24 protein-coding genes and 1 pseudogene are annotated in these 24,240 nt (G+C 64.6%); 13 read left to right on the top strand and 12 right to left on the bottom strand.

Annotated features, from left to right (window positions below):
• Positions 1-18 precede the first annotated feature (18 nt).
• On the top strand, positions 19-804 hold the full coding sequence (locus KMZ68_RS15350) for a DUF169 domain-containing protein (protein ID WP_215612115.1): 786 nt from the start codon (positions 19-21) through the stop codon (positions 802-804).
• Positions 805-930: 126 nt separating this feature from the next.
• Entirely contained in the window at positions 931-2,115 is a 1,185-nt protein-coding gene (locus KMZ68_RS15345; protein ID WP_215612114.1) for a saccharopine dehydrogenase family protein, read from the top strand.
• A 2-nt stretch (positions 2,116-2,117) separates the two neighbouring features.
• Here KMZ68_RS15345 and KMZ68_RS15340 read toward each other — a convergent pair whose 3' ends face one another.
• From KMZ68_RS15340 to KMZ68_RS15320, 4 genes are all read right to left on the bottom strand, one after another.
• Positions 2,118-3,392 carry an O-antigen ligase family protein gene (locus tag KMZ68_RS15340; RefSeq protein ID WP_215612113.1) on the bottom strand — a complete coding sequence of 425 codons (1,275 nt, stop codon included), beginning with the start codon at positions 3,390-3,392 and terminating at the stop codon, positions 2,118-2,120.
• Positions 3,393-3,442: 50 nt separating this feature from the next.
• Positions 3,443-4,969 carry an undecaprenyl-phosphate glucose phosphotransferase gene (locus KMZ68_RS15335; protein WP_215612112.1) on the bottom strand — a complete coding sequence of 509 codons (1,527 nt, stop codon included), beginning with the start codon at positions 4,967-4,969 and terminating at the stop codon, positions 3,443-3,445.
• A 140-nt stretch (positions 4,970-5,109) separates the two neighbouring features.
• Positions 5,110-6,243, bottom strand: coding sequence for a glycosyltransferase family 4 protein (locus KMZ68_RS15325; protein ID WP_215612110.1), 1,134 nt, complete (start codon positions 6,241-6,243; stop codon positions 5,110-5,112).
• Positions 6,244-6,245: 2 nt separating this feature from the next.
• Complete coding sequence (locus KMZ68_RS15320; protein WP_215612109.1) at positions 6,246-6,929, bottom strand: polysaccharide biosynthesis/export family protein; 684 nt, start codon at positions 6,927-6,929, stop codon at positions 6,246-6,248.
• A 181-nt stretch (positions 6,930-7,110) separates the two neighbouring features.
• Here KMZ68_RS15320 and KMZ68_RS15315 point away from each other — a divergent pair, with 181 nt between their 5' ends.
• On the top strand, positions 7,111-9,390 hold the full coding sequence (locus KMZ68_RS15315) for a GumC family protein (RefSeq protein WP_215612108.1): 2,280 nt from the start codon (positions 7,111-7,113) through the stop codon (positions 9,388-9,390).
• Between the two features lie 134 nt (positions 9,391-9,524).
• Here KMZ68_RS15315 and KMZ68_RS15310 read toward each other — a convergent pair whose 3' ends face one another.
• Positions 9,525-10,718, bottom strand: coding sequence for a GNAT family N-acetyltransferase (locus KMZ68_RS15310; protein ID WP_215612107.1), 1,194 nt, complete (start codon positions 10,716-10,718; stop codon positions 9,525-9,527).
• Positions 10,719-10,850: 132 nt separating this feature from the next.
• Here KMZ68_RS15310 and KMZ68_RS15305 point away from each other — a divergent pair, with 132 nt between their 5' ends.
• On the top strand, positions 10,851-11,897 hold the full coding sequence (locus KMZ68_RS15305) for a polysaccharide deacetylase family protein (RefSeq protein WP_215612106.1): 1,047 nt from the start codon (positions 10,851-10,853) through the stop codon (positions 11,895-11,897).
• A gap of 172 nt (positions 11,898-12,069) precedes the next feature.
• Here the strand turns inward: KMZ68_RS15305 and KMZ68_RS15300 are convergent, their stop codons facing one another.
• Complete coding sequence (locus KMZ68_RS15300) at positions 12,070-12,276, bottom strand: DUF2842 domain-containing protein (protein ID WP_215616353.1); 207 nt, start codon at positions 12,274-12,276, stop codon at positions 12,070-12,072.
• 93 nt (positions 12,277-12,369) lie between these two features.
• On the opposite strand from KMZ68_RS15300, the gene KMZ68_RS15295 reads away from it, so the two are divergent.
• Together KMZ68_RS15295 and KMZ68_RS15290 are read left to right on the top strand one after the other, a co-directional pair.
• Positions 12,370-13,479, top strand: coding sequence for a COX15/CtaA family protein (locus tag KMZ68_RS15295; RefSeq protein ID WP_215612105.1), 1,110 nt, complete (start codon positions 12,370-12,372; stop codon positions 13,477-13,479).
• A gap of 188 nt (positions 13,480-13,667) precedes the next feature.
• The gene (locus KMZ68_RS15290; RefSeq protein ID WP_215612104.1) at positions 13,668-14,489 is read left to right on the top strand and encodes an outer membrane protein; all 822 of its coding nucleotides are present in this window, start codon (positions 13,668-13,670) and stop codon (positions 14,487-14,489) included.
• A 101-nt stretch (positions 14,490-14,590) separates the two neighbouring features.
• On the opposite strand, the gene KMZ68_RS15285 is transcribed toward KMZ68_RS15290, so the two are convergent.
• The 5 genes from KMZ68_RS15285 to KMZ68_RS15265 form a co-directional block, all read right to left on the bottom strand.
• On the bottom strand, positions 14,591-15,010 hold the full coding sequence (locus KMZ68_RS15285; protein ID WP_215612103.1) for a hypothetical protein: 420 nt from the start codon (positions 15,008-15,010) through the stop codon (positions 14,591-14,593).
• Between the two features lie 117 nt (positions 15,011-15,127).
• Positions 15,128-15,343, bottom strand: a complete 216-nt coding sequence (locus KMZ68_RS15280; protein ID WP_215612102.1) for a hypothetical protein — start codon at positions 15,341-15,343, stop codon at positions 15,128-15,130.
• A gap of 92 nt (positions 15,344-15,435) precedes the next feature.
• Entirely contained in the window at positions 15,436-16,716 is a 1,281-nt protein-coding gene (locus tag KMZ68_RS15275) for an O-acetylhomoserine aminocarboxypropyltransferase (RefSeq protein ID WP_215612101.1), read from the bottom strand.
• Between the two features lie 152 nt (positions 16,717-16,868).
• Positions 16,869-17,453, bottom strand: a complete 585-nt coding sequence (locus KMZ68_RS15270) for a CoA-binding protein (RefSeq protein ID WP_215612100.1) — start codon at positions 17,451-17,453, stop codon at positions 16,869-16,871.
• A 129-nt stretch (positions 17,454-17,582) separates the two neighbouring features.
• On the bottom strand, positions 17,583-18,407 hold the full coding sequence (locus KMZ68_RS15265; protein WP_215612099.1) for an enoyl-CoA hydratase: 825 nt from the start codon (positions 18,405-18,407) through the stop codon (positions 17,583-17,585).
• Between the two features lie 74 nt (positions 18,408-18,481).
• On the opposite strand from KMZ68_RS15265, the gene KMZ68_RS15260 reads away from it, so the two are divergent.
• The 6 genes and pseudogenes from KMZ68_RS15260 (at position 18,482) to KMZ68_RS15235 (ending at position 22,243) form a co-directional block, all read left to right on the top strand.
• Positions 18,482-18,910 (top strand): PaaI family thioesterase, encoded by a 429-nt coding sequence (locus KMZ68_RS15260; protein ID WP_215612098.1) that lies wholly within the window; start codon positions 18,482-18,484, stop codon positions 18,908-18,910.
• Positions 18,911-19,064: 154 nt separating this feature from the next.
• Positions 19,065-19,529 carry a 50S ribosomal protein L13 gene (gene rplM / locus KMZ68_RS15255; RefSeq protein WP_215606446.1) on the top strand — a complete coding sequence of 155 codons (465 nt, stop codon included), beginning with the start codon at positions 19,065-19,067 and terminating at the stop codon, positions 19,527-19,529.
• A gap of 1 nt (position 19,530) precedes the next feature.
• Complete coding sequence (gene rpsI, locus KMZ68_RS15250) at positions 19,531-20,007, top strand: 30S ribosomal protein S9 (protein ID WP_215606447.1); 477 nt, start codon at positions 19,531-19,533, stop codon at positions 20,005-20,007.
• Between the two features lie 229 nt (positions 20,008-20,236).
• Complete coding sequence (locus KMZ68_RS15245) at positions 20,237-21,463, top strand: GGDEF domain-containing protein (RefSeq protein ID WP_215612097.1); 1,227 nt, start codon at positions 20,237-20,239, stop codon at positions 21,461-21,463.
• 55 nt (positions 21,464-21,518) lie between these two features.
• On the top strand, positions 21,519-21,755 hold the full coding sequence (locus KMZ68_RS15240; protein ID WP_215612096.1) for a hypothetical protein: 237 nt from the start codon (positions 21,519-21,521) through the stop codon (positions 21,753-21,755).
• Positions 21,756-21,962: 207 nt separating this feature from the next.
• Positions 21,963-22,243 (top strand): annotated as a pseudogene (locus KMZ68_RS15235) (antibiotic biosynthesis monooxygenase family protein).
• A 16-nt stretch (positions 22,244-22,259) separates the two neighbouring features.
• Here the strand turns inward: KMZ68_RS15235 and KMZ68_RS15230 are convergent.
• Complete coding sequence (locus tag KMZ68_RS15230; protein WP_215612095.1) at positions 22,260-23,387, bottom strand: AI-2E family transporter; 1,128 nt, start codon at positions 23,385-23,387, stop codon at positions 22,260-22,262.
• Between the two features lie 153 nt (positions 23,388-23,540).
• Here KMZ68_RS15230 and KMZ68_RS15225 point away from each other — a divergent pair, with 153 nt between their 5' ends.
• Positions 23,541-24,233: a hypothetical protein gene (locus KMZ68_RS15225; RefSeq protein WP_215612094.1), complete on the top strand. Its 693-nt coding sequence runs from the start codon at positions 23,541-23,543 to the stop codon at positions 24,231-24,233.
• Positions 24,234-24,240 lie beyond the last annotated feature (7 nt).

The following is a 24,240-nucleotide window of genomic DNA, read 5'->3' as shown; positions in this document are numbered from 1 at the left end:
GATTTGGGAGTTTATGCGATGCAACAGCAGACGCCGCCGGAACAGTTCGATTTGGCCGGCATGGTGGCCGATCTGAACAGCCTGCTCAGGCTCAAGACCACCGTGATCGGCATGAAGATGTTCGCAACCGTCGAAGAGATGGCGGCGATTCCGAAGATCCGGCGTCCATCAGCCGTGCACACCACCGACCAGATTGTCAGCATGGCCTCGCGGCTGGGCTGGACCGTCGGCATCACCGGCGACGACCTCGTCGGCGCGCAGTGCCGCGCCGTGATCGGGCTGGCGCCGCAGGACGAGCAGTGGCTGGAGGGGCAAGCTTACGTCGGCGTCTGGCATGGCACGGCCGAGGACGCGCGCAAGCGCCAGGAAGCGCTCGATGTCGTCGCGTTCGGAAAATTCCAGGCGCTGGCCGTGAGCCCGCTGTCTAGCGGCCGGCTCAACCCGCCGGACATTTGCCTGGTCTACGCCACGCCCGGCCAGATGATCATCCTGATCAACGGCCTGCAATATACCGGCTACAAGAAGTTCGAATGGGGCGTGGTCGGCGAGACCGCCTGCGCCGATTCATGGGGCCGCGCGCTCAAGACCGGCGAGCCCAGCCTGTCGCTGCCGTGCTTTGCCGAACGGCGCTATGGTGGCGTGCCGGATGAGGAGATGCTAATGGCGCTGCAGCCTTCGCATCTCGCCAAGGCGATCACGGGTATGAAGCAGCTCGCCAAAAACGGCCTGCGCTATCCGATCGCGCCCTATGGCATCCAGAACGACGTACGCGCCGGTATGGGCGTGTCCTACGCCAGGAAATAAGCCTCAACCGTCATTGCGAGGAGCACTTGCGACGAAGCAATCCACACACTTTCTTTTTTGGCGCTATGGATTGCTTCGCTTCGCTCGCAATGACAGAAACACCGGCAGTCACCAGGGAACTCAATTATGGCTTCGTCGAAATTCGACATTGTTGTCTATGGCGCCACCGGTTTCACCGGCCAGCTCGTCGCCGAATATCTCGCCGCGCATTACAAGGGCGACGCCAACCTGAAATGGGCGATGGCCGGACGCAGCAAGGACAAGCTCGCCTCAGTGCGCGACGCCATCGGCGCGCCGGCCGATACGCCCTTGATCGTCGCCGACGCCGGCGATCCGGCTTCGCTGAAAGCCATGGTCGGCCAGGCCAAGTCCGTGATCTCGACCGTCGGACCGTATCAGCTCTATGGCTCCGACCTGCTTGCGGCCTGCGTGGAAGCGGGCGTCGACTATTTCGATCTCTGCGGCGAGCCCTTGTGGATGCGGCAGATGATCGAAACGCATGAGGCGGCGGCCAAAGCGAGCGGTGCGCGAATCGTGTTTTCCTGCGGCTACGATTCGGTGCCGTTCGAGCTTGGCGTGTTCTATGCGCAGGAGGAAGCGAAGAAAATGTTCGGCGCCCCGGCCAATCGCGTCAAGGGCCGCGTCCGCGCCATGAAGGGGACGTTGTCCGGCGGCACCGCGGCGAGCATGAAGGCGACCTTCGTGGCGACGGCGCGAGATCTCAGCCTGGTCGCGCTTTTGAGGAATCCGTTCGCGCTGACGCCGGGCTTTGAAGGCCCGAAGCAGCCGCCGGGCAACAAGCCGATCTTCGATGAGGAGCTCAACTCCTGGACTGCGCCGTTCGTGATGGCGACCATCAACACCCGCAACGTGCACCGCTCCAACGTCTTGATGGGCTTTCCCTACGGCAGGGATTTTGTCTACGACGAGATGGTGCTGACGGGGCCCGGCGAGAAGGGCGAGGAGACCGCCAAGCGGGCCGCTGCCGCCATCAATGCCGAGAAGATGGGGCCCTCCAGCGGGCCGAAGCCGGGCGAGGGACCCTCGAAGGAGGAGCGCGAGAACGGCTACTATGATCTCTTGTTCGTCGCCTTTGCACCCGACGGGCGTCAGGCGCGTGCTGCGGTCAAGGGCGACCGCGATCCCGGCTATGGCTCGACTTCCAAGATGATCTCGGAATGCGCGATCTGCCTGCTGCGCGACACGCCGGACGTTCCCGCCGGGATCTGGACCCCCGGCGCCGCCATGGGCCACAAGCTGATCAAGCGGCTGGTCGATCACGCCGGGCTGACGTTCACGGTCGAGAAGTAAGCCTACGCGGCCACGCGCGGATCGGGCGCCGGGAGCGCCTGATCTCCGGCCGCCCTGTAGCGGTGCGCGGCGGCGAACAAGCCCCACATCGCCCCCAGCATCATCCAGAAATGCCGCCAGTGGTCGGTGTCGATGATGAAGCTCTCGCCGACCGTGCCCAGGAAGGCCGCGAATACCGCGAGATAGGCGCGCTGCCAGGGCACCCGGACGAAGATGTGCCGGAACCCCATGATCACGGTGACGAACACCAGCGTCGGATAGCAGATACCCGAGATCCAGCCGCCGGACATGAAGGCGTTCAGATAGGAATTGTGGGTGTCCTCGGGAAAGTAGCGGTTGAATTGCAGCGGACCGATGCCGAACGGCAGGTCGAGCGCCATCTCGGCGCCGAGGATATGCCGCCCGAACCGGCCGAAGCGGCCGGAGTCGTAGCTTTGGCCCAGGCTCGCCCGCTGCTTGAACATTTCGCCGATGGACTCGAACGACAGCAATACGCCGACCAGCGCCACCACGATGACGACGGCGACCAGGGCCATGACGATGATGCGCGAGCGCTGCGCGTACGACTGGCTGGTCAGCACCATCAGCACCAGCATAAAGGCCGCGGTGATGACGAGCCCGCCCCACGCCGCGCGCGAAAACGCCAGCAGGATGGCAAGCGTCATGATGCCGAGCGCGACGGTGCTGCGGAGGGATTTTCCGAGATGATCCGACACCACGCTCTGCAGCGCGAACAGCGCCGGCAGCACCAGGAACGCGCCGAGCACGTTCGGGTCCTTGAAGGTGCCGCGCGCGCGGCCATAGAGCGTCAGCAGGTCGTAGCCGCCGGGGACGAGGTTGAAATAGCCGGCGACGCCCGCGATCGCCGCGATCATTCCGCCCAAGATCAGGCCGCGGCGCAGCATGTCGAGCCGGGCTTCGGTGTCTTCGGACACCACCATCGCGAAGAAGATCACGGTGACCGCCATGTACCAGGAGGTCGCGATCCAGTTGGGGACGCCCGGCCGGTCCATCACGGCGATGGCGCCGATCGAGTAGCCGACATTGAGCAGGAACAGCAGCAACAACAGCGGTATGAAGACCAGCCGCAGCCGCAACCCAGTGGCAAAGAACAGGACGATCGCCGTCAGCGTCGCCAGCTCATAGGGGCTGGGCTCGATGAACACGATCGCGCCCGAGGCGCCGACCAGCCATACCAGCGCGCGCTGCAGCGCCAGCACGCCGGGCGCTGCCGTCATCGACGGGAGGGAGTTCCCGGCTGTCGCCGCATACGCCATTACAAACTCGCAAACTCACGCAACACGTACGCAACAAACGAAACAGCAGTCTAGTAGGCGTTCTCGCTCTTGGTCATCAGCGCCAGCGGCGTCTTGAGCAGGATGTAGAGGTCGAACAGCACCGACCAGTTCTCGATGTAGTAGAGATCGAATTCGACGCGCTTCTGGATCTTCTCTTCGTTGTCGATCTCGCCGCGCCAGCCGTTGATCTGGGCCCAGCCGGTGATGCCCGGCTTGACCCGGTGGCGGGCGAAATAGCCGTCCACCGCCTCATCGAACAGCCGGCTCTGCAGCTTGCCCTGCACCGCGTGCGGCCGCGGGCCGACCAGCGAGAGGTTGCTCTTGAACACGACGTTGAAGAGCTGCGGCAGTTCGTCGAGGCTGGTCTTGCGGATGAAGCGCCCGACCCGGGTGACGCGGGGATCATCCTTGGTGACGACCTTCGAGGCGGTCGGATCGGCCTGATGGTGGTACAGCGAGCGGAACTTGAAGACGTCGATGCGCTCGTTGTTGAAGCCGAAGCGCTTCTGGCGGAACAGCACCGGCCCCGGGCTGTCGAGCTTGATCGCGAGTGCGACCAGCGCCATGACAGGCAGCGCGAACAGCAGGATGACGGCCCCGACCACATGGTCGAACAGGCTCTTCATCACCATGTCCCAATCGGTGATCGGCGCCTCGAACACGTCCAGCGTCGGCACCTTGCCGAGATAGGAATAGGAGCGCGGGCGGAAGCGCAGCTTGTTGGTGTGCGCGGACAGCCGGATGTCGACCGGCAGCACCCACAGCTTCTTCAGCATTTCGAGAATCCGCGTCTCGGCCGAAATCGGCAGCGCGAACAGCACGAGGTCGACGCGGGTGCGGCGGGCGAATTCGACGATGTCGTCGACCTTGCCGAGCTTCGGGCTGCCGGCGCAGGTCGCGAGCGCGCGATTGTCGTTGCGGTCGTCGAACACGCCGAGAATGTCGATGTCCGAATCGTCCTGGGACTTGAGCGCTTCGACCAGCTTCTCGCCGTTCTGGTCGGAGCCGACGATGATGGTGCGGCGGTCGAGCCGGCCGTCGCGCGCCCAGCCGCGGACCATCGCCCGCAAAAACAGGCGTTCGCCGATCAGTGCGGCGAGGCCGACGAAGAAGAATGCCGAGAGCCAGAGCCGCGACACCTCGCCGCCGAGCTTGGCGAAGAAGGAAGCGCCGATGAACAGCAGGAACACGAAGGCCCAGGCCGAGACCATCCGCGTCATCTGCCGGAGCTGGCCGCGGAATACCTGGACTTCATAGATATCGGCGGCCTGAAAGCACACCACGGCGAGCGCGGTCATGCCGAAGATCGCCGCGATATATTCCCAGTGGAAGCCGGAGAGGCGCACCACATATCCGAAATAGAGCGCGATGCCGACGACGCTGAGCAGCAGGAAGTCGGCAAGCCGCACCGCGCCCGCGATCACGATCGGCGAATAGGCACGGCGCACCTTCTGGTTGGTGACGGCAAGGGCGGCCTGCGACAGCCGGCGGCGCCTTTCGACCGGAGGGCGGTCCGCGGTGGCGGTTGCTGCGGCCGCAGCCGCGGCATCTAACATCGAGCGAGCGTTGATCGGTTCCACTTTGTCCACATCCGTTCTTGCACAGGCATCTAGGCATGCGCGCGCCGAGGCGGAATTCCCCGCCTCACGGCTTAGAGGACAAATCGGAAGAAACGGTTAGCGCTGGTAAGGAATGGTTAACGGTCGGCAAACGCGTCGCGGTAACCGGCCAATACGCCTTCGACCATCGCCTTCTGCGAGAAGTGCAGGAAAATTCGTTCGCGCAGCGATCTGGCGCGCGCCAGCGCGGCTTCGGGGTCCTCCAGCGCGATCTCGATCGCGTCCGCCATGGCGCCGACGATGTTGGGGGCGAACAGCGCATCGGTGTGCTCGCCGAAGATTTCGGGGATGCCGCCGACATTGGCGGCCACCATCGGAATTCCCGCCGCGGCGGCCTCGATCACCACATAGGGCATCGAATCCCCGCGCGAGGGAACCACCAGCAGTTTGCCCTTGGAGAAGCCGTAGCGCGCCTTGACGTGGCCGATGAAACGCACGGCGTCGCCGAGGCCGAGCCGCTGGATCTGGGCTTTCAGGTTTTCCAGTTCCTCGCCGTCGCCGGCCAGCGTCAGCGTCACCGGCTTGCCGTCGGCGCGTAGCCGCGCCACGGCGTCGATCAGGAGGTCCGCGCCCTTGATGTGCCGGAACTCGCCGACATAGGCGACGTCGGTGGCGTCGGCCGCGGTAACGACGGGGTCGAATTCGTCGGCGGTGACGCCGTTGAACACGCAACGCACGAGGCCGGAGGGCACGCCGATGGTGCGCTGATAGGTGTCGCGGGCAAACGCGCTCTCGAACAGGAACAGGTCGGTCGAGTTCATCAGGGCGCGTTCGAGGCGGCTGTAGAGCGCGCCCTTCAGCGTGTTGAGGGGGTAGTGTAGCGAGCCGCCATGCGGCGTGTAGACGCGGATGGTCTCCTTCGAACGGGATCGCAGGCGGATGAAGGCGCCGGCCTTGGCGCCGTGGCCGTGCAGCACGTCCGGTTTCAGCCGCTTGATCAGGCGCATGATTTGCGCCCAGACCAGGAAGTCGGTGGGAAACGGCTCGCGGTGAATGGCGATGCGGTGAACGCCGAGTTTGAGGCGCGGCGCGATTTCGTTGAGGGCGGTTTCGGCGCGTTCGCCGCCGGTGAGGCTGTCGGCGATGATGCCGACATGGTGGCCGCGGTCGGCCTGGCCGTTGGCGAGATCCATGATGTGCCGGAAAATGCCGCCGACCGGCGCGCGCACGGCGTGCAGGATACGAAGCGGCTGACCTTCGATCATGGGCATCGTCAGAACCAGCGCTCGCCGACCAGAACGGTATCGCCGGGCGCAACCGCGGTGCCGAGCGGCACCACGGTGCGCATCGATCCCGAAGCGTCGGTGTGGGTGAGGGTGACACGGTCGCGGCGGGCGCGCGGCGAGAAGCCGCCGGCGATCGCCACCGCGCTTTCGACGCTCATATTGGGGACGTAGGGATATTGGCCGGGGGCCGCGACCTCGCCGAGGATGAAGAACGGCCGGTAGGCCTCGATCTCCACCGCCACCGAGGGCTCGCGGATATAGCCGTTGCGCAGCCTGGCGGCGATCTCGGCGGCGAGGCCCGCCGGCGTCCGCCCGCGCGCCGGCACCGCGCCGATCAGCGGCATGGTGATCGAGCCGCCGGCGTCGATCGCATAAGTGTTGGTGAGACCTTCCTGGCCGTAGACCACGACCCGCAATTTGTCGCCGGCATCGAGATGATAGGCCGCGTCATAGGCCACCGGCGCGGGCGCGGCGGCATAGACCACCGGCATGGGTGCCGCCGCATAGGCCTCCGGGATCGGGGCGGAGGCCGCGGCATAGGACTGCCCATAGGCGATGGTGTCGAGATCGGCTTGCGGCTGGACGACGGCGACCGGCGCGGCTCTGCGCATGCAGCCCGACAGAGCGAGCGCAGTCAGCAGACAGACAAGGACGGCGCGCACGCCTCGCATCGGACAACCCACAGGAATTTGTTGATTCCGATTAAGGGCTTTCATGGTTAACAAAGCATGACCGCTGCGGCCCCGGCGGGCATGTTCCCATCATCAAATCGGGTGAATTAACCCAGCGGCAACCTTAATGGAGTGTAATCGCCCCAGTTGAGTGGATGAGTGGCGTCTGCGGGAGTGTGCGATGCGTTTAGCGTTCTGGCGTGCAGGCAAGGACGGAGCGGGCAGGGCCAGGGCGCTGGTCCAGAAGGCCGTCTCGAAGCCTGCACCCTCGGCTTACGGTCCGGCCGCCGCGTCCGTCGCTGCGGCGCCGATGTCAGGCGATCTCGACCTGCGCGCGCTGGGCCAGGCGCTGTCGCGCAAGAAGGGCTGGATCATCGTTCCGACAGTGCTGGCCGCCGTGCTCTCGGTTGCCGCCGTCAACGTGGTGACCCCCCGCTTCAAGTCCGAAGCCCGCATCCTGGTCGACGGACGCGAGAACGTGTTCCTGCGGCCGAGCGGCGAGCGCAACGAGGAGCGCACCTCGCTCGACGCCGAGGCGGTGACCAGCCAGGTGCAACTGGTGCTGTCGCGCGATCTCGCGCGCGAGATCATCAGAAAGAACAAGCTCGGCGAGCGCCCGGAATTCGATCCGGTGCTGCAGGGGGTGTCGCCCCTGAAATCGCTGCTGCCCTTGTTCGGGATCGGCCGCGATCCGTTCTCGCTGACGCCGGAAGAGCGCGTGCTGGACGCCTATTACGACCGGCTCACGGCGTATGCGGTAGACAAGTCGCGCGTCATCGTCGTCGAATTCCAGTCGCGCGATCCGGAGCTCGCCGCGCGCGTCGCCAATTCGATCGCCGAAGGCTATCTGGTGCTGCAGCAGAATGCGCGGCAGGAGCAGGCCAAGTCGGCCAGCCTGTGGCTGTCGGGCGAGATCGACAGCCTGCGCAAGAAGGTCGCCGAGGCGGAATCCCGGGTCGAGGACTTTCGCTCGAAATCGAGCCTGTTCGTCGGCACCAACAACACCACGCTCTCCAACCAGCAGATGGGCGAGCTGAACACCCAATTGAACAACGCGCGCGCGCTGAAGTCGGACGCGGAATCGAAGGCGCGGCTGATCCGCGAAATGCTCCAGAGCGGCAAGCCGATCGAGGCTTCGGAAGTGCTCAATTCCGAACTAACCCGGCGGCTGTCCGAACAGCGCGTCACGCTGCGCGCGCAATTGGCCGAGCAGTCGTCGACGCTGCTCAACAACCATCCGCGCATCAAGGAACTGAAGGCGCAACTGGCAGATATCGACCACCAGCTTCGCGAGGAAGCCAGCAAGCTGTCGCGTTCGTTCGACAACGACGCCCGCATCGCCGGCGGCAGGGTCGATGGCCTGAGCGCCAGCCTCGAGCAATTGAAGAAGCAGGCGAGCTCGACCAACACCCAGGACGTGCAACTGCGCGCGCTCGAGCGCGAAGCCAAGTCGCAGCGCGATCTTCTCGAATCCTATCTGGCGAAATACCGCGAGGCCAACACCCGCGAGAATATCGACACTGCGCCTGCGGACAGCCGGATCATCTCGCGCGCCAGCGTCTCCAACACCCCGGCCTATCCGAAGAAGCTGCCGATCGTGCTGATCGCGACGCTGGCGACGCTGATGCTCAGCGCCGGCGCGATCGCAACCGGCGAGTTGCTGCGCATTACGGCGCCCCGTGCGGTGGCGGCCTTCGCGTCCTCGGCCGCCGCGATCCGCGCGCCGGCCGCAGCCGTTGCCCCGATCGCTGCCGCCGAGCCTGTGTTCGAACCCGCGCCCGAGCCGGCTCCGGCGTTCCGCGCGCTCGATCCCGAGGCAGTGTCGGGACCATCCGAAACGAGGCTTTCTGAAACCAGACTTTCCGAAATGGAGCAACTGGCCGCGGATCTGTGCCGCGCCGGCGACGCGGCGCGCAAGGTGACCGTGCTCGGCACCGCCTCGAACGAAAGCATCACCTGGACCGCGCTGGCGCTGGCGCGCCTGATCGCGCGCGACGCAAGGGTCGTGGTGGTCGATCTGTCGGCGTCGTCGCCGGTGCTTTCGACGGTATCCGTCGATCCGGCCGCGCCGGGGCTGGCGGAACTGATGCTGGGCGAGGCGTCGTTCGCGCAGGTCATCACCAGGGACCAGAGGTCGCGCGCGCATCTGGTGACCTCGGGGCGTCCGGGCTCGGACCGCGCCCTGTTGCAATCGCCGCGGCTGACGCTGGCGATCGACGCCCTGCTGCGGGTCTACGACCATGTGTTGCTGGATGCCGGCACCGCTTCCGACCTGCCGGCGGAACTGCTGACGGCGCAGGCGCGCGCCGTGGTGGTGCCGGATGCATCGATGGCCGCCGACGCCCGCACCCTGATGTGCGATCAGCTCAAGGCCGTGGGCTTCTCCGAGGTGGCGATGCTGAGCGCGCCGGTGCCGTCTACGGACGCCGTCGCACCCGGCCCGCGGGTGGTCGCCGCCTGAGCGGCACATTCGAGACAGTCAACGAAGCGGCACTTCACGGCAAACTCGTCATGCTCGGCAAAAGCGCGAAGACGCGCTTCGCGCTTTTGCCGGCCATGACGAAAAACGACGAACGAAGGAAAGCCAGTTTTCAATCAGCGCTGAAACGCGCCGCGCAGCTTTTGCGCCAGCTCGAACAGTGCCGGATTGTGCTTCACCAGATGCTTGGCGCGGTTGACGCCCGACATCGCGGTCGCCGCCAGCTTGCCGCGCAGGCTGAGCGGGATGAAGCTGTCGAAGATCGGCTCGTCGCCCTTGCAGAACAGCCTCTTGTATTCATCCGATCCGATGCCGAGATCGAGCGCGCGATAGCCGCGCCCGGCGTAATGGTCGACGATTTCGCGCATAAGGATCAGGCCGGGGCTGTATTTGGAATTGGCCGACAGCGTGTAGGTATTGAACATCATCGAAAAGCGATGGCCGTCGGCGACGCCGGCGAAGATCGCGATGACCTCGTCGTCGCATTCCAGCGCGTGGATGTCGATGACGTGACCGTCGCCGGCAAGCTTCGCCATGCAGGCGTCGCGGATGAAATCCTCGACGCCGGGGTCGGCGAACACGTTGGGCAGCTTCTGCTCCGCCATCCGGAGCGGCTTGATCTGGAAGAACCAGTCGAGCAGCCGCCTGACGTCGGTATCCGCGGCCGCGACGTGATAGCGATAGCCGGCAAGCGCCTGCAGCTTGCGTTCCTTGCCCTTGAGCCTGCGGCGGAACGAATTCGAGATCCGCGCCGTCGGCGGCTCCTCGGGGACGATCGTCATCAGCGGGCAGTCATTGGCGGAGGACTGGCGCGGCAACAGCGCCATCGGGTTCGGCAGATCCCGCCAGTTCAGGGGCTGCTGGGTCAACGCCAGGACATCGGCCTCGGCGCGGGCGCGGATCGCCGATATCAGCGCGTCGAGATCGGCCGATGTGGCGCCGGCGGCAAAGTCTCGGTCCCACAGCGCCATGTTGAAGGTTGAGTGCTTGCCGCCCATGAAGCAGGCGGTGCGGACGCCGTGCTCGTGGCCGAGCGCGAGCGGAAGCAGCAGCAGCGGCCGGCGTTCGGCGTCATAGGCGATCACGATGAACGGGCGAAGCCCCTCGCGCGCGCCGACCTGGCGTTGCCAGGGCGCGAGGAAATCGAAGCGCTGATAGGACGTCGAGAATTGCCGCGCATCTTCGAGGCCGCGCCAGACGGCTTCGGCCTGGCCGAGGTCGCCGAGAATATCCACGCTGGCGATGCGGTTCGTTTGCATTGATGCCGGCGCTTCCGCCGTTCGGCTTTCGATCGCGGCGGCCATGGTCATCGTAAAACCTGTTTGTAGGGGATTATTTACACTTTTCGGCTTGGGCCGACCTTTGCAAAGAAATGTCAACAAAGAGTAAGGACAATGCAGCTGCGGCGGGGGCGGGATCGGCTGCATCTGGGGAACGCGAATTTGTCATCCGAAAACCGATTGCTGACGAGCCTCAGGCTGGAACTCGCCTATTTCACCGGGCAGCCGTGGCTGAGCGGCCGTAAGGCCGGCGGCGCCGGCGCGGTTCTGCGCTTCGAGCGGGTGCGCCCGCGGCGCGCCGTCCGCTTCCAGCCGCGCAGGGAATACGAGATCACCCCCAAATTCCTCGACCGGACGATCCGGGCGCTGAAGCGCTGGAAGTTTGACATCGTTTCGATGGACGAGGTCTGCCACCGGGCGGTGACGTCCCCCACGCCGCGGCGGTTCGTGTGCCTGACCTTCGACGGCGGCTACAAGGATCTGATCGCGTCGGCCTATCCGGTGTTGTCGCGGCACGGCGTGCCCTTCACGATTTACCTGCCGACCGCGTTCCCGGACCGCCTCGGCGAGGCATGGTGGCTCGCGCTCGAGGAAATCATCGCGCGCGAGAGCAGGATCAGCCTGGTGATCGATCGCAAGGAGCTGCGCTTCGACATCGGAGCCAGGTCCGAAAAATATCAGCTCTACGAATTTCTCTGGGGCTGGATGCGCTCGCTGGCGCCGGCCGATCTTTCGAACGCGATCAACGATCTCTGCAGGCGATACTCCGTCAACCTCGCGGCGCTGACGCGCGAGGCGACGATGGACTGGGGCGACCTCGCAAAGCTCGCCGCCGATCCCAATGTCACGATCGGAAGCGCCACGGTAAACTATCTCGCGCTGTCGAACCTGAAAGACGCCGAGGCGGAACGCGAGATGACGATGGGGAGGGCGGTCGCCGAAGCCGCGTTCCGCCGCGACGTCAGGCATTTCGCCTATCCGTTCGGCGGTCGTACCGCGTTTGCCCGCAAGCATGTGGTGATGGCCGAGCAGGCCGGCTTCGCCAGCGCCGCGTCGACGATACCGGGCATCGTTCAGGCGGAGGGCGGCACCAACCTGCACGCGCTGCCGCGCATCGCCTGGGACGGACGGCAGCGTTCGCTGCGCATCATGCGGGTGATGCTTTCGGGGATTCCCTTCGCTCCGGTCAAGCCGGCCCGAAGGTCCTAGTACCTGGAATCGTAAATCGGTAATGCAGCCATCCTTCGAGACGGCCGCTTCGCGGCCTCCTCAGGATGAGGTCTAACTTGTTGATACACAACAACCTCATGCTGAGGAGCGAGCATCGCGAGCGTCTCGAAGCATGGGCAACAAGCGACTCACTGACCATCAATAGTGAGTACTACGCGTCCGGCCGCGCCATCCAGCTGATGATCGGCATCGCCGGCAGCACCCATCCGATGCCGGCCACGACATAGAAGATCGCTTGCAGCAGTCCGGAACTCGCCAGCCACGGCGTCTGCGCCACCGTCATTCCCAGCAGCGACCACACCACCACGAGCACCAGGAGCGCGATGGTTCCGAACAATTTGCGGGTGCGTATGGTCATGGCGGACATGTGCAATTCTTTGCGGTAGCGCAACTTGCGCGCGGGGAGGGGCGGACTATAAGGGGCGCGCCAATTCATTCAAGCGTGGCCTCGATGATCGGTAATCCCGCACAGCAAGCCCCGAGAGCCGCTGTCAGATGGTGGCTATTCTCGATCGCGGCGCTGATCGCAATCATGGTGCTGGTCGGCGGCGCCACCCGGCTGACCGAGTCGGGGCTTTCGATCGTCGAGTGGAAACCGGTCACCGGCACGCTGCCGCCGCTCGGCGAGGCGCAGTGGGCGCAGGCCTTCGAGGCCTACAAGACCATTCCGCAATACCGTGAACTCAACGCCGGCATGAGCCTCGACCAGTTCAAGACCATCTTCTGGTGGGAATGGAGCCACCGGCTGCTCGGGCGCGCGATCGGGGCGGCCTATCTGTTGCCGTTCCTCTGGTTTCTGTGGCGCGGCATCCTCGGCGCGGATCTGAAGCGGCGGTTGTGGCTGATCTTCGGCCTCGGCGCGCTGCAGGGCGCGGTCGGCTGGTGGATGGTGGCGTCGGGGCTGACGCAGCGAACCGAGGTCTCACAGTATCGCCTCGCCAGCCATCTGGTGCTGGCGCTGCTGATTTTCGCCGCGATCGTCTGGACGCTGCGCCGGCTGGCCGGGCGGCCGCCTGCGATCGTCTCGGCGCGGCTCAGGGTCACCGCCGTGGCGCTGTTGGTGCTGACCTTCGTGCAGCTCTATTTCGGCGCACTGGTCGCGGGGCTGCGCGCCGGCAGGATCTACAACACCTGGCCGGAGATCGATGGCGCCTTCATTCCGCAGGCCTCAAGGCTGTTCTTCGAAGAGCCGTGGTGGCGCAATCTGTTCGACAACACGCTGACGGTGCAGTTCGAGCACCGGATGACGGCCTATGCGCTATTGGCGCTGGCGATCCTGCATGCGATCGACGCCATCCGCTCGCGCGCCGGGACATCCGCGGTCAGCGGCGCGGTGTGGCTGGCGGCGACGATGATCCTGCAGGCGACGCTGGGCATCTTCACGCTGCTCCATCAGGTCCCGATCGATCTCGCGCTATTGCATCAGGCCGTGGCGATCGCGGTGCTGACATTGGCCGTGGTTCAGGTCGAGCGATTGGCCGCGCAGCCGGAACGGGCGCAGCCGAAGGTGGGTGTGCCCGCGGGGCAGCCCCGGCTGAACGAACCCTCTGCAAGAGCGTGATGGCTTTGCGCTGGCTTAGCCCGGACGTCTGGTCCATCTGACCCGCCATCAGGTTGGCCGCTTTTTGCGAGCAATTTGCAGGAGGATCATTCGCATTCATCTTAGGTGTTGCAAATTCGCACTATGTCTGGCCTGCAGCGAGTGTAGGTTTCCCCTTCAGATAGAGAACACCGGCTAGGGGGACTGCCATGTCTGCAACCAAGCTTCTCCTTTCGGGCGTTGCGCTCGCATCGGCGCTGTTTGTTTTCCAATCGGCTTCCGCGGCCGATCTGCCCGCGCGCTTGCCCGCCAAGGCGCCCGTGTATGTCGCTCCGCCGTTCAGCTGGACCGGCTTCTACATCGGCGCCCATGCCGGCTATCACTGGGGTAGCGACCGCGTCTCCACGGCAACCAATCCTGTCGGGTGGTCGGTGGCAGGCGCCGCGGACATCGATGCGTTCAATCGGGGCACTGTTCACCCCAGTGGATTCATGGGCGGCGGCCAAATCGGTTACAATTGGCAGATGAACAATTTCGTGGCGGGCATCGAAGCCGACGCGAGTTACATGGGCGGGACGGCTAGCCGCGCCGTTACCGGTTTCGCGGTCATCAATCCGGCGGACGTGTTCAGGACATCTGCCGAGAGTCGTTTCTTCGCCACCTTGCGCCCGCGAGTCGGCTTCGCCGCGGACCGTGCGTTGTTCTACGTGACTGGCGGTCTGGCGGTGACCAATGCCAAATTCACCGACTCGTTCGGCTCTTTCGGAAATTTCTCGGTGGCAACGGTCAGCAGCGATACCACGCGCGTGGGTTGGACGGCGGGCGTCGGCGTGGAGTACGCATTTACCAACAATTGGTCCGTGAAGGCGGAGTATCTCTATGCGGACTTCGGCAACTACACTCAAACCATTCCGAACTGCGCCCTTTGCGGGGTCGGGAGCGAAATCTCGGTTACGCACAAATATACCGAGAACATCGGCCGTGTCGGCTTGAACTACAAATTCGGTGGCCCCGTCGTGGCCAGGTACTGAGTTCTGTTGAATTCTGGCAATTCGAGCCCCGGCATTGTCCGCGGCTTTTTTTGCGGTCCGCACGTTACTGCGCGGGTATGAGCCACGTACTGGAACATGCCCTAGCAATAGCTGTAGCCGTAGAAGCCGTAGCCGCAGCCGTAACCGTAGGACTGGAGATTCGATTCGCGGCTCTCCGGGCCGGTGTACCAGGGGCTCTGATAATCGTAGCCGAAGGGCAGCCCCCAATCGCCTGACCACGCCGGGTAGCCCGGCCACCATGCGACTCCGACCGCAGGCGGGAGGTACGGCACGTATCCATCCGACGGCGTGAACGGCACCTCGGGCCCGTCGGTGACATAGACCGGGACCAGGTAGGGCGCTGGCGTGGCGCGCGTGATCGTCGTCCTGAATTTATAGTTTGCGCGGGGAAGGCCGGCGGGCAATTGGCTGGCGGCGCGCCGCGCGGCCGACTTGCCGGCGGGGCCGACGGCCTCCGCAGTGGAGGAGAGCGCGAAGGTCGCGACCACAATCGGCATCATCCAGCGCAGCATCGTCAGCTCCGGTTTCAGACGCCGGCAGCATGCCATCTTATCGGGGGACGGGGGATCAATTTGCGGAACGAGGGTTAACGCGGCACCGGCAAAATGCCGGATTTTCTAGGGGCGCATGAACATGAAGTCGGTGCCGGGATCGCAATTCTCGGCGACGAAGTGAAGCTCCGACTGGACGTCGGAGACGTTCCTGCTCTCGAGGTATTTGGAGACGACGAGGCCGAGCAGCGAGCGGCAGACGCTGTCGTGACCCAGCCCGGCCGCTTCCGCCTCTTCAACAGCCGCCAGGAAATGACGCTTCGCGATCTCGGTTGCGGACATCTCAGCTTCCTTTTTTGGCCTTTGTGTCATGAAGGCCCGCGCTGCCATTGATCTGTGTCAAAGCGAAGCGCAGGCCCCGAATGACGAAAGGTCTACGCGCTCAGCGCCTGCTCGAGGTCGGCGATCAGATCTTCCTTGTCCTCGATACCGATCGACAGCCGCACCACGTCGGGGCCGGCGCCCGACTTGATCTTGGCGGCGTCGTCGAGCTGGCTGTGCGTGGTCGAGGCCGGATGGATCACCAGCGAACGGGTGTCGCCGACATTGGCGAGATGCGAGAACAATTTCAGGTTCGACACCAGGTTGACGCCGGCCTCGTAGCCGCCCTTGAGGCTGAAGGTGAACACCGCGCCGGCGCCCTTCGGCGCATATTTGCGCGCGAGGTTGTTGTATTGGTTGCCCGCCAGCCCCGAGTAATTCACCGCCGCCACCGCCGGATGGCCCGCGAGGAATTCGGCGACTGCTTTCGCATTCTCGCAATGCTTTTGCATGCGCAGCGGCAGCGTCTCGATGCCGGTCAAAATCAGGAAAGCGTTGAACGGCGAGATCGCCGGCCCGAGGTCGCGCAGGCCGAGCACGCGGCAGGCGATCGCGAACGCGAAATTGCCGAACGTCTCCTGGATCTTGATGCCGTGATATTCCGGACGCGGCTCGCTCAGCATGGGGTATTTGTTGTCCTTCGACCAGTCGAAGGTGCCGGCGTCGACGATGATGCCGCCGAGCGAATTGCCGTGGCCACCCAGAAATTTGGTCAGCGAATGCACGACGATGTCGGCGCCGTGGTCGATCGGGCGGATCAGATAGGGCGTCGCCAGCGTGTTGTCGACGATCAGCGGCACGCCGGCCTTGCGGGCGACCGCGGCGATTGCCTCGATGTCGGTGATGGAGCCGGCCGGGTTGGCGATCGATTCGATGAAGATCGCCTTGGTGCGCGGGGTGACGGCGCGCTCGAAGCTGCCGATATCGTCGGGATCGGCCCACGCCACGTTCCAGCCGAAGCTCTTGAAGGCGTGGGTGAACTGGTTGATCGAGCCGCCATAGAGTTTTCGCGCGGCGATGAATTCGTCCCCGGGCATCAGCAGTTGATGCAGCACGACCACCTGCGCGGCGTGTCCGGAGGCAACCGCCGTCGCCGCGGTGCCGCCCTCGAGAGCGGCGACGCGCTCTTCCAGCACCGCCGTGGTCGGATTGGTGATGCGGGTATAGATGTTGCCGAACGCCTGCAGTCCGAACAGGGAGGCAGCGTGATCGCTGTCATTGAAAACGAATGACGTGGTCTGATAGATCGGCGTCACCCGCGCGCCGGTGGTGGGATCGGGCTGCGCGCCGGCATGTACGGCGAGGGTGGCGAAACCGGGAAGACGGTCGGTCATTCTATGCGTCCTGTTTCTTGGCTTATTTGAAATCGCGCGGCATGCTGGTGGTCGAGGCGTTCGCCGTCAAGCCGGATCGGCGCTCTACCACATGTTCGAAACGGCCGTGCTGCGGTTCGTCGCATTTCCGGAACAATCGCTTCGCATTTGCATCACGCCGGATCGGTTTTGTTTTTCGCGGCGCGATCGGACGCGGCGGTCTCGCCGCCGCCGACGCTCATGCGATTGAGCGACAGCCGCATGCCCTGGGTCGGTATCGGCGCGCGCTTCGAACTCAGGGTGCGCGAATTGACGCCCATCCACGAAATCTCCGACGACAGCCGGCCATATTCGATCTTCGGGCAGCGGTTCATCACCACTTTGAGGCCGGCGGCTTCCGCCTTGGCGGCTGCGGCGTCGTCGCGTGCGCCGAGCTGCATCCAGATCACCTTCGGCAACGGGACGAGCTTCAGCGCCTCATCCACCACAGGCATGATGTGGCTCGAATTGCGGAAGATGTCGATCATGTCGACGGGGCGGCCGATATCCGCGAGCGAGGCGACGAAGGGTTTTCCGAGCAGGCTCTTGCCGACGTGGCCGGGATTGACCGGGATCATGTCGTAGCCGCGCTGGGCGAGGTATTTGAAGGCGAAGTAGCTCGGCCGCACATTGACCGGCGAGGCCCCCACCATCGCGATCGATTTCACGCTGTTGAGAATTTCGCGGATGTAGCTGTCGGGGTAGGCGTCGTGGTTCATTTTACGTACAGTCCTCAAACCCTCATGGTGAGGAGCGCGAAGCGCGTCTCGAACCATGAGGCCACAGGGCGGGCCTCATCCTTCGAGACGCGGCCAAGAGGGCCGCTCCTCAGGATGAGGAAATCCGATTTATTTGTCCTGCCATTTCGGCTCGCGCTTCTCGATGAAGGCGCCGATGCCTTCCTCGGCGTCGCGGGCCATCATGTTCTCGGTCATCACCTCGGCCGCATAGCGATAGGCCTCGGTGAGGCTCATTTCGGCCTGACGGTAGAACGCTTCCTTGCCGAGCTTGATCGTGTAGGCGGATTTCAGCGCGACCTTTTGCGCCAGCGCGATGGCGGCGTCGCGCTCGGTGCCGGCGGCGACGACGCGGTTGACGAGGCCGAGTTCGCGCGCCCGCGTGGCGGAGACCGGCTCGCCGGTCAGCAGCATTTCCATCGCCTGCTTGCGCGTCACGTTGCGCGACAGCGCCACCATCGGCGTCGAGCAGAACAGCCCGATATCGACGCCCGGCGTGGCGAAGGTGGCGGCTTCCGAGGCCACCGCGAGATCGCAGCTCGCCACCAGCTGGCAACCGGCGGCGGTGGCGATCCCCTGGACCGCGGCGACGACCGGCTTCGGCAATTGCACGACCGCCTGCATCATCGCGCTGCAGGACGTCATGATCTGCGCGAAATAGGCGCGGCCGCGATCGGCGTCGGAGCGGCGGGCGGTGAGTTCCTTCATGTCGTGGCCGGCGGAAAAGGCCGGGCCGTTGGCCGCAATCACCACCGCGCGCACGCTTTTGTCGTCGTGAATTTGCTTCAGCGCCGCGTGCAGTTCGGCGATCAGGCCTTCCGACAGGCTGTTGCGGGCCTGGGAACGGTTGAGCGTGAGCACGGCGACGTAGCCCTGCGTCTCCCGCAGCAGGATCGGCGATGGCGGCGACGGGGCTCGGGCGGTTTGGGCGGACATCGAAAAATTTCCACTAGGGCAGATACATCACCTTATTGTAACAAGCCTCGCGAGGCGAGGGCAGGCAAAGCGACATGGCAATTGTGAAAATGAGCGTGGCCGAACTGGAGGAGTTCCTCCGTGCCGAATTTCCGCAGTCGTTCGGCAGCGGTGACACGTCAATCGAAAGCGCCGACGGTACCACCTGCCTGCTGCGCCAGCGCTACAACGAGCGGATGCTGCGGCCGGGCGGGACGGTGTCGGGGCCGACGCTGATGGCGCTGGCCGATTGCGCCATGTATGTGGTGCTGCTGTCGGCGATCGGCCCGATCGGCCTTGCCGTGACGACCAACCTCAACATCAATTTCCTGCGCAAGGGGCAGGCGGGGCAGGATGTCCTTGCCGAAGCCAGGCTGTTGAAGCTGGGCAAGCGGCTCGCGGTCGGCGAGGTCAACCTGCTGTCGGGGACCTCGCCCGATCCGATCGCCCATGTGACGTCGACCTATTCCATTCCAAATACTTAGTGTTTTTCGTGGTATTATAGCACCATATTTGTAAGCCATTGTTTTTGAAGGGCTAAATATCGCCTTTTGGGATTGACGCGCGCGCGGGACCTATCTAGAAACCGCGCAGTTCGGCGCAGTCGCGTCCGATATCCCCTTTCACGGATTTCCTCACATGAAAACGTTTTCGGCAAAGCCCGCCGAGGTGACGAAGAAGTGGGTGTTGATCGACGCCAAAGGTCTGGTGGTCGGCCGGCTCGCCACTCTGGTCGCGATGCGCCTTCGCGGCAAACACCTCCCGACCTACACCCCCCACGTCGATTGCGGTGACCACGTCATCATCATCAACGCGGCGCATGTGGTGCTGACCGGTCGCAAGCGCGACAACAAGGTCTATTACAACCACACCGGCTTCATCGGCGGCATCAAGGAACGCACCGCCAAGTCGATCCTCGAGGGCCGTTTCCCCGAGCGCGTGGTCGAGAAGGCGATCGAGCGCATGATCCCGCGCGGACCGCTCGGCCGGGTGCAACTCGGCAACTTGCGGGTTTACCCCGGACCTGAGCATCCGCATGAAGCCCAGCAACCCGAGACGCTCGATATCGCTTCGATGAACCGCAAGAACATGAGGGCCGCATAAGATGTCCGATACCATGCAGTCGCTCGATCAGCTGTCGGCGCTGAAGCCGGCGACGCCGGAAGCGCCGAAATACGTCAAGAAAGTCGACAAGCAGGGCCGCGCCTACGCCACCGGCAAGCGCAAGGACGCGGTCGCCCGCGTCTGGATCAAGCCCGGCGCCGGCAAGATCGTGGTCAACACCCGCGAGGTCGAAGTCTATTTCGCCCGTCCGGTGCTGCGCATGATGATCCAGCAGCCGCTGGTCGCCGCCGCCCGCGCCGGCCAGTACGACGTGATCTGCACCGTCGCCGGTGGCGGTCTGTCGGGCCAGGCCGGTGCCGTGCGTCACGGCATATCGAAGGCGCTGACCTATTTCGAGCCGGATTTGCGCGGCGTCCTGAAGAAGGGCGGCTTCCTGACCCGCGACTCCCGCGTGGTCGAGCGCAAGAAGTACGGCCGCGCCAAGGCGCGCAGGTCGTTCCAGTTCTCGAAGCGCTAATTGCTTCCTGCAAATTTGCCGCGAATGCGGCATTAAAGAACTTCGAAAAGGGCGCTTCATCGGCGCCCTTTTTGCTGAGTATTTGCCGACGAGTTGACGCAGTTTTTCCTGAAAACTTGCCTGCGCGCGCAAACGAATTTCCAAGGCGGCGACCCTAGCGTTCACAGCGATGGCGCGTATTTCGTTTCGGGCGCGCCGAAACGCTGCATCACAAATCGCCAGGTGGCCCATGTCCCTCGACACCTCCACGCTTTATCTCGTTGCTACGATGGTTGCGGCAATGCTCGGAGCCATGCTGCTGTTTTTCGGCAAGCAGGAGAATATCCCGGCATTGAAATGGTGGGGCACCGCCTATCTGCTCGGCGCCGCCTCGGTCGCGCTCTGGACGCTCGCCGCCAATACGCTCGGCGAAGTGCTTTCGCTGGCGCTCAACGCCGTCGGCTTCGTGGCCTGCGGCATGGTCTGGAACGCCTCGCGCGTGTTCCACGGCCGCAAGCCGAACCTGCCGGGGCTGGTTCTGGGCGCGGTCGCCTGGATCGCGGCCGTCACGACGCTGGCGCCCGAGTCCTCCGCGCTGCGCATGACCATCGGCGCCGGCATCGTCGCGATCTACGCGGCGCTGACCGCCACCGAGCTGTGGTCCGAGCGGCGCAGGACGCTGCAAAGGCGCTGGCCGGCGATCGTGGTGCCGATGCTGCACGGTTTCGTGCTGATGCTGCCGATCCTGCTCGGCGACCTCCTGCACGCGCGCGACGGAGCATTCTCCGGCAGCATCTGGGTCACGATGTTCGCCATCGAACTCGTGCTCTATGCGGTTGGAACCGTATTCGTGATCTTCATGCTGGTATCGGAGCGTGCGGTGCGCGCGCACAAGACCGCAGCGTCGATGGATCCCCTGACCGGCATGTTCAACCGCCGCGGTTTCGCGGAGGCGTGCGCGCGGGTGATCGAGCGCGAAGCCAGCGCCGGCCGACCGGTGACGGCGCTGATCTTCGACATCGACCATTTCAAGTCGATCAACGACCGCTTCGGTCATCCCGCTGGCGACGAGATCCTGAAGCTGTTCGCCACCGTCGTTGTCAACACCGTGCGCATCACCGACCTGTCCGGGCGAATCGGCGGCGAGGAGTTCGCGGCCTTGCTGCCCTGTTCGCTGGAGGAGGGCGTGATGGCGGCCGAACGCGTTCGCGCGGCCTTCGCCAATTCGGGAATCGTGGTCGAGGACGGGCCGGTCGATACCACCGTCAGCATCGGCGTGGCCGGCGGGCCCGCCGGTACCGAGCTCGAAGTGCTGCTGGCCGCGGCCGATACCGCGCTCTATCAGGCCAAGCGCGGCGGCCGCAATCGCGTCGAGGCCGCGGAGGAGTTGCCGCTGTCGCTGGAAAACTGGCGGCGCAAAACCGCTGGAATCGCGCGCCAGCCTCAGCCGCGGGCGGGACTCATGGGCCTCGCGTGAGCGGGGCTGGCCGCGGTAACCTGCCGTTTACCATTCGATCGATATCATCGGTGTCATGGAAACGATCCGCAGTCACAACGCCCAAGCCGCCCTGATGTCGCTCGAAGCCGCAGCCGTATCGGCGCGCGGCGGGTTTGCCTGCATGTTCTCCAACTCCGACGAATATGAAACGGCGCTGATCATGGAACGACGCGCGCAGGGCCGCTATGCGACGCCGCGCAGCCGCTTGCCGCTGGCGACGTTCGCCGGCTGCACGCTGGTGGTCGCCGTCACGGTGCTGCTCTTCAGCTAGGCTTGCGCGAACGGGGAATGCCGGGGGCGCCGCAGGGCGCCCTTTTGCTTTGCAACCGGCTGGGCTAGAGACGTGAACGCTCCAGAGCCTTTTCCGTTCCGATTGAATCGGAACGGGGCTCTATCTTTTTTTGTTTTGACGCGTTTTCTTCACGCGAACCGGTATCCACTTCGCTTGAAAACGCTCCAGCGAAAGGCCGCAACCCCGATGATCACCGAAATCGCACAGATCGACATCAAGCCCGGCTCCGAGAAGGACTTCGAAGCCGCCGTCGCCAAGGCGCGCGCAGCTTTCGGCCGCTCCAAGGGGTTTCACGGGTTTGAGCTGCATCGCTCGATCGAGAAGCCGCAGCGCTATCGTCTGATGGTCAAATGGGAAACCCTTCCGCGGCTCGGAGAGTTTCACGGAATGGCGCGGGCTGGTCGGGCCGTATTTTGCTTCGCCCCCCGAGGTCGAACACCGAGACGGTGCTGACCTCGGCGAGCTGAACGGCGACGCGCCCTCTCAGGCCGCCACCGCTTCTGGCTGTCTGCCCGCCTTGAAATGATCGATCATGACTTTCGCGATCGCCATCAGGGGCAAGGCCAGCGCCAGGCCCCAGATCCCGAACACCACGCCGAGCAGGATCTGGAAGGCGAATAGCGTGGCCGGCGGGATGTCGAGGGCCTGACGCTGGACGATCGGCGTGAGGATGTAGCTCTCCAGCGCGTGGACGCCGAGAAACAGGATAAATGCGCTGAGCGCGGCGACCCATCCGGAGGCGAGGCTTGCCAGCACCACGATCAGTCCGCCGAGGATGGCGCCGACGGTCGGAATGAAGGCCAGCAGTCCCGCCTGGATGCCCAGGATGAACGAACTCTGGATGCCGATGAGCTTGAGGCCGATCCAGGTGACGAAGAAGACGGCGGCCATGGTGATGATCTGCGCGATCAGCCAGCGCTCCAGCGTCCATCCGATGCGATCGATGATGACGGTGGCGCGGGCGCGGTGTCTTGCCGGCGCCAGGAACAGCAATCCGTTTCGATAGACGCTCGGCTGCGCCGCAAAGGCCAGCCCGAGAAACAGCACGATGAAGAAGTGTCCCACCGCGCTCACAGTACCCAGCAGGAGTTTGAGCGTCTGGCCCATGATCGCGCCGCCGCTCGAGGCGATCGTACTGGCGCTCGGCAGATTATGCGTCGCCGCGGCCCCCGGCGCGGCCGGAGTCGAAGCCGCCGATGGCGCCGCTTCCTGATTGATGAAGTCGAGATAGCTGGTGTCGATGCCGTTCTTCTCGAGGAAGGCTTTGACGTTGACCAGTTGCGACTTCATCGTATCGCTCAGCACCGCCGCCTGTTGCGCGATGGTGCTGCCGCCGAGGAACACGACGCCCGACAACATTCCGGCGAGCACGAGGCACACGATGGTCAGCCGCACCGACTGCGGCAGCTTGACCGCACGGCCGAGCAGATCGCTCATGGCGTTGAGAGCGACGCCGAGCAGCATGCCGGCGAAGATCAGAAACAGCGTCGCGGCGAAATGCCAGGTGAACAGCAGCAGGGCGGCAAAGGCGACCACGCCGATGCCGCCGACCGATATCGCCCATGCCAGATCGTTGCGGGCCCGAAGTCGATCGTCAGCCGAGACTGCCAAGGTGATTCCCCTTCAAAACCGGTTCGGCCGGCACTCTTTCGCCAAATGAAGCCGGGATCAAGCGCCGAACACGCGCCGGTTTGACGCTGGCGGATTCGTTGTGCAAAGCGGGGAGCGGAATAAGAATCGCGGGGGAGACGAGGGGCTGATTGTATGAACTTCAAATGGTTCGGGCCGCTGGCGCTGCTGGCCGCGCTGGTGATCGGCGACCAGATCAGGATCAACCGGCCCGGTCATAAATTCCGGCTGACGGTCGAGGTGGAGACCCCCGAAGGGGTCAGGTCGGCCTCGGGCATGATGGCGGTTCACCCCGATCGAAGCTACAGCCGCGGCGGCAAGACCACCGCCAAGGGCGATGCCGTCTATGTCGAACTCGGCGGCGGCAAGAACCTGGTCGCATTGCTGGCCCATATCGACAAATCGGTCGACTTCGACGACATCAACTATGTGGCGCTGCGCGCCTACAAGGCCGCGGGCCGCAATGTATCCTTCAATCAGATGACCCAAATGACCGGCACGGTACCGGTCAAGGGCACGGTGATGCCGGTGCTGGTGAGCTTCACCGACCCCGCCGATCCCGGGACGGCGCGCGTGGTGCCGCCCGATGAAATGGAAACGGCTTTGGGGAAGGGCATCCGGCTCCGCGGCATTTCGGCCGAGGTGGTGCCGAACGGGGTGTGGCCGCTCGATTTCGGCGGGCCGCTCGGCGAGCCCGTGACACGTGGCATCGAAGCAAGATTGCCGTGGCTGGGCGGTGCGGACAACGCCGCGGGCAGGGCGCTGAAGGCGGCGGGATTGCAGACGGCCGATGGGATCGATGCCAGACAGGCCTTCACCCGGAAGTAGCGGCCGC

It is taken from the genome of Bradyrhizobium sediminis (assembly GCF_018736105.1).
In the GTDB taxonomy this organism is placed as follows: domain Bacteria; phylum Pseudomonadota; class Alphaproteobacteria; order Rhizobiales; family Xanthobacteraceae; genus Bradyrhizobium.
Note: the sequence above shows the minus strand (reverse complement) of the source record. Positions and strands in the feature narration are given on the sequence as shown.

What these genes read in the sequence shown, in the direction of transcription:
- KMZ68_RS15340 (WP_215612113.1), bottom strand. Translation starts at nt 3,392, where the DNA reads ATGGCGTATGCGGCGACAGCCGGGAACTCCCTCCCGTCGATGACGGCA.
- KMZ68_RS15325 (WP_215612110.1), bottom strand. Translation starts at nt 6,243, where the DNA reads ATGCCCATGATCGAAGGTCAGCCGCTTCGTATCCTGCACGCCGTGCGC.
- KMZ68_RS15320 (WP_215612109.1), bottom strand. Translation starts at nt 6,929, where the DNA reads ATGCGAGGCGTGCGCGCCGTCCTTGTCTGTCTGCTGACTGCGCTCGCT.
- KMZ68_RS15240 (WP_215612096.1), top strand. Translation starts at nt 21,519, where the DNA reads ATGGAAACGATCCGCAGTCACAACGCCCAAGCCGCCCTGATGTCGCTC.
- KMZ68_RS15280 (WP_215612102.1), bottom strand. Translation starts at nt 15,343, where the DNA reads ATGTCCGCAACCGAGATCGCGAAGCGTCATTTCCTGGCGGCTGTTGAA.
- KMZ68_RS15350 (WP_215612115.1), top strand. Translation starts at nt 19, where the DNA reads ATGCAACAGCAGACGCCGCCGGAACAGTTCGATTTGGCCGGCATGGTG.
- KMZ68_RS15310 (WP_215612107.1), bottom strand. Translation starts at nt 10,718, where the DNA reads ATGACCATGGCCGCCGCGATCGAAAGCCGAACGGCGGAAGCGCCGGCA.
- KMZ68_RS15295 (WP_215612105.1), top strand. Translation starts at nt 12,370, where the DNA reads ATGATCGGTAATCCCGCACAGCAAGCCCCGAGAGCCGCTGTCAGATGG.
- KMZ68_RS15245 (WP_215612097.1), top strand. Translation starts at nt 20,237, where the DNA reads ATGTCCCTCGACACCTCCACGCTTTATCTCGTTGCTACGATGGTTGCG.
- KMZ68_RS15260 (WP_215612098.1), top strand. Translation starts at nt 18,482, where the DNA reads ATGGCAATTGTGAAAATGAGCGTGGCCGAACTGGAGGAGTTCCTCCGT.
- KMZ68_RS15335 (WP_215612112.1), bottom strand. Translation starts at nt 4,969, where the DNA reads ATGTTAGATGCCGCGGCTGCGGCCGCAGCAACCGCCACCGCGGACCGC.
- rplM (WP_215606446.1), top strand. Translation starts at nt 19,065, where the DNA reads ATGAAAACGTTTTCGGCAAAGCCCGCCGAGGTGACGAAGAAGTGGGTG.
- KMZ68_RS15265 (WP_215612099.1), bottom strand. Translation starts at nt 18,407, where the DNA reads ATGTCCGCCCAAACCGCCCGAGCCCCGTCGCCGCCATCGCCGATCCTG.
- KMZ68_RS15225 (WP_215612094.1), top strand. Translation starts at nt 23,541, where the DNA reads ATGAACTTCAAATGGTTCGGGCCGCTGGCGCTGCTGGCCGCGCTGGTG.
- KMZ68_RS15300 (WP_215616353.1), bottom strand. Translation starts at nt 12,276, where the DNA reads ATGACCATACGCACCCGCAAATTGTTCGGAACCATCGCGCTCCTGGTG.
- KMZ68_RS15290 (WP_215612104.1), top strand. Translation starts at nt 13,668, where the DNA reads ATGTCTGCAACCAAGCTTCTCCTTTCGGGCGTTGCGCTCGCATCGGCG.
- KMZ68_RS15345 (WP_215612114.1), top strand. Translation starts at nt 931, where the DNA reads ATGGCTTCGTCGAAATTCGACATTGTTGTCTATGGCGCCACCGGTTTC.
- KMZ68_RS15315 (WP_215612108.1), top strand. Translation starts at nt 7,111, where the DNA reads ATGCGTTTAGCGTTCTGGCGTGCAGGCAAGGACGGAGCGGGCAGGGCC.
- KMZ68_RS15270 (WP_215612100.1), bottom strand. Translation starts at nt 17,453, where the DNA reads ATGAACCACGACGCCTACCCCGACAGCTACATCCGCGAAATTCTCAAC.
- KMZ68_RS15275 (WP_215612101.1), bottom strand. Translation starts at nt 16,716, where the DNA reads ATGACCGACCGTCTTCCCGGTTTCGCCACCCTCGCCGTACATGCCGGC.
- KMZ68_RS15285 (WP_215612103.1), bottom strand. Translation starts at nt 15,010, where the DNA reads ATGATGCCGATTGTGGTCGCGACCTTCGCGCTCTCCTCCACTGCGGAG.
- rpsI (WP_215606447.1), top strand. Translation starts at nt 19,531, where the DNA reads ATGTCCGATACCATGCAGTCGCTCGATCAGCTGTCGGCGCTGAAGCCG.